We start from the raw sequence: 3,155 nt of genomic DNA, 5'->3' as shown, positions 1-3,155 counted from the left end.
TGAGCCTCCTCGTCGCCCGGGACCAGCCCATCCCGCCGCTGGCGCGTGAGCCGTTCACGCGCTGGTGGCGCAAGCAGCCGGCGGCGGCGGGGGAGGAGAGCGGCAAGCAGATCCTCCTGTGGCCGGACACCTTCACCAACTACCTCTCGCCTGAGGCGGGTTCGGCGGCGGTGCAGGTCCTGAAGGACGCCGGGCTGCGCGTCACCGTGCCGCCGAAGGAGGTCTGCTGCGGGCTGACGTACGTCTCCACCGGTCAGCTCGACCAGGCCCGTACGGTCATGCGCCGCACTCTCGACCACATCGAACCGGCCCTCGACGCCGGGCTCCCCGTCACCGTGCTGGAGCCGCCGTGCGCGGCCGCGCTGCGCACGGACGTGCCCGAACTGCTCGGTGACGACCCGAGGGCGCGCCGGCTCGCAGCATCCGTACGGACCTTCGCGCAGACGCTGGAGGAGTACGCGCCGGACTGGGAGCCCCCGCGGATCGACCGTCGCGTGGCGGGGCAGACCCACTGCCACCAGCACGCCGTCATCGGTGATGCCGCTGACCGGCGGTTGCGTGAACGGGCGGGACTCGAGGGCGAGTTGAGCAAGGGCTGCTGTGGACTCGCGGGCAACTTCGGTTTCGAGAAGGGCCACTACGAGGTGTCCGCCGCCTGCGCCGAGGACCAACTGCTGCCCGCCGTGCGGGAGGCCGGGCCCGACGCCGAACTGCTGGCCGACGGCTACTCGTGCCGCACGCAGATGGACCAGCTCGGCGGATACACCAGCCGTCACCTCGCGGAGGTGCTGGCCGAAGGGCTGGACGCCCGCTGATCCAAAAAGCAATGCAAGCACGCTTGATTGTTTTTGCTTCCGCTGTCACGCTCGTCCATGCCGGGCGAGCAGAAGAGGGGCGGGGCAATGGCGGACGCCGGGGATGTGACCGGAGTCGTTCTCGCGGACCTGCGGGACGAGGGCGAGGCCGCGGAGCGGCTGGTGGCAGGGCTCGAAGCGAAGGCGTGGGCCCTGCCGACGCCCGCTCCGGGCTGGACGGTCGCGCACCAGATCGCCCATCTCGCGTGGACCGACGAGCAGTCCCTTCTGGCGGCGAGGGACGAGGCAGCCTTCCGCAGCGCCGCGCAGGCGGCGCTCGGCGCGCCGGACACCTTCGTCGACGAGGGAGCCGAGCGCGGCGCCGCCGAGCCCCCCGCGCGACTGCTGGAGCGGTGGCGTGCCGGACGGCAGGAGCTGCTGCGGGTGCTGGGCGAGGTGCCGAAGGGGCAGCGCATCCCCTGGTACGGGCCGGCGATGAGCGCCCCCGGCATGGCCACCGCCCGGATCATGGAGACCTGGGCGCACGGCGAGGACGTCGCCGAGGCGCTGGGGGTCCGCCGGGAGCCGACACCGCGGCTGCGTCACGTCGTACGGATCGGCGTGCGGGCACGGGACTTCGCGTACGCGATGCGGGGCATGGAGCCGCCGTCCGAGCCCTTCCGGGTGGAACTGAGGGGCACGGACGGTGAGTTGTGGACGCACGGCCCCGACGACGCAGGGCAGCGGGTGACGGGCGACGCCCTCGACTTCTGCCTGCTGGTGACGCAGCGGCTTCACCACGCCGACGCCGACGTACACGCCGAAGGGGCGGACGCGGCACGGTGGTTGGAGATCGCGCAGGCGTTCGCGGGCCCGCCCGGGCAGGGACGCCCGCGTAAGGAACGTTCATGAGCGCCGGCGGAGCGGACGTGCTCCGGATCGGCAACTGCTCCGGTTTTTACGGCGATCGTTTCCTCGCGATGCAGGAGATGCTCACCGGCGGGGAGCTGGACGTCCTCACCGGTGACTATCTCGCCGAACTGACCATGCTGATCCTCGGCCGCGACCGGCTGAAGGATCCTGAGCGCGGCTACGCCAGGACGTTCCTGAAGCAGCTGGAGACCTCACTCGCCCTCGCCCAGGACCGCGGCGTGCGCATCGTCGTCAACGCGGGCGGTCTCAATCCGGCCGGACTGGCCGACGCCGTACGGGAGTTGAGCGAGCGCGTCGGGATCCCGGCAGCGGTCGCTCACGTCGAGGGCGACGACGTGATGGCGCGACGCTCCTGGGGCGAGGGCGTCCTGACCGCCAACGCCTACCTGGGCGGCGGCGGCATCGCCGCGTGCCTGCGGGGCGGAGCCGACGTCGTCGTGACCGGGCGGGTGACGGACGCGGCTCTGGTGAGCGGCTCCGCCGCCGCACACTTCGGATGGGCCGACGACGACTGGGACGCGCTCGCCGGAGCGGTGGTCGCAGGCCACGTCCTGGAGTGCGGGGCCCAGGCGACGGGTGGCAACTACGCCTTCTTCGCGCAGGAGGGCATCGACCTGCGCCGCCCGGGCTTCCCCCTCGCGGAGATCGCACGCGACGGAACGTCCGTCATCACCAAGCACCCGGGCACCGGCGGCGCGGTGACGGTCGGCACGGTCACCGCTCAGCTGCTCTACGAGACGGCAGGCGCCCGCTACGCCGGACCCGACGTGACTGCGCGCCTGGACTCGGCGCGGGTGACCGAGGCGGCCAAGGACCGGGTGCGGATCGAGGGTGTACGCGGTGAGGCACCGCCGCCCACGCTCAAGGTCGGGCTGACCCGGATGGGCGGCTGGCGCAACGAGGTGACCTTCGTGCTGACGGGCCTCGACATCGAGGCCAAGGCGGCGCTCGTACAAGGGCAGATGGAGGACGCGCTCCAGCAGGCCGGGGAGCGCGGGCCCGCGGAGGTGACCTGGAGCCTCGCCCGTACGGATCACGAGGACGCGTCCGTGCAGGAGGAGGCCAGCGCGATGCTGCGCATGGTCGTGCGGGACCCCTCACCCGACGCGGTGGGGCGCGCGGTCAGCGGTGCGGCGATCGAGCTGGCGCTGTCCGGCATCCCCGGCTTCCACGTGACGGCGCCGCCCGGAAAGGGCTCGCCGTACGGGGTGTTCGAGGCCGCGTACGAGGAGGCGGGGAAGGTGCCGCACGTCGCGGTGCTGCCCGACGGCACCCGCGAGGACGTCCCCGCGCCCCGGAGAACACAGCAGCTGGGCCCGGTCGAAGAGCCCGAGCTGCCCGGTCCCCTTCCCGCGGGACCCACGCGGCGGATGCCGCTCGGGGAAGGCACACCGTGTGGTCCAGCCACTTGGCCATTCGGCCATTTGG

General features: G+C 72.6%; 3 protein-coding genes. All 3 read left to right on the top strand.

Translation table 11 applies throughout. The features are described from left to right. A partial coding sequence (locus H5J26_RS29805; protein WP_268933166.1) for a (Fe-S)-binding protein occupies positions 1-815 on the top strand: 815 nt, incomplete at its 5' end. 87 nt (positions 816-902) lie between these two features. Beyond that, entirely contained in the window at positions 903-1,706 is an 804-nt protein-coding gene (locus tag H5J26_RS29800) for a TIGR03084 family metal-binding protein (RefSeq protein ID WP_181769073.1), read from the top strand. Then, the coding region (locus H5J26_RS29795; RefSeq protein WP_181769072.1) for an acyclic terpene utilization AtuA family protein at positions 1,703-3,155 on the top strand (1,453 nt) is incomplete at its 3' end. The genes H5J26_RS29800 and H5J26_RS29795, both read left to right, overlap by 4 nt.

The sequence above is a fragment of the Streptomyces albidus (ex Kaewkla and Franco 2022) genome, assembly GCF_013870515.1.
Taxonomy (GTDB): domain Bacteria; phylum Actinomycetota; class Actinomycetes; order Streptomycetales; family Streptomycetaceae; genus Streptomyces; species Streptomyces albidus.
This window is presented reverse-complemented; position numbering and strand designations above follow the sequence as displayed.

Coding starts and splice junctions, on each gene's coding strand:
- H5J26_RS29800 (WP_181769073.1), top strand. CDS start 903: ATGGCGGACGCCGGGGATGTGACCGGAGTCGTTCTCGCGGACCTGCGG.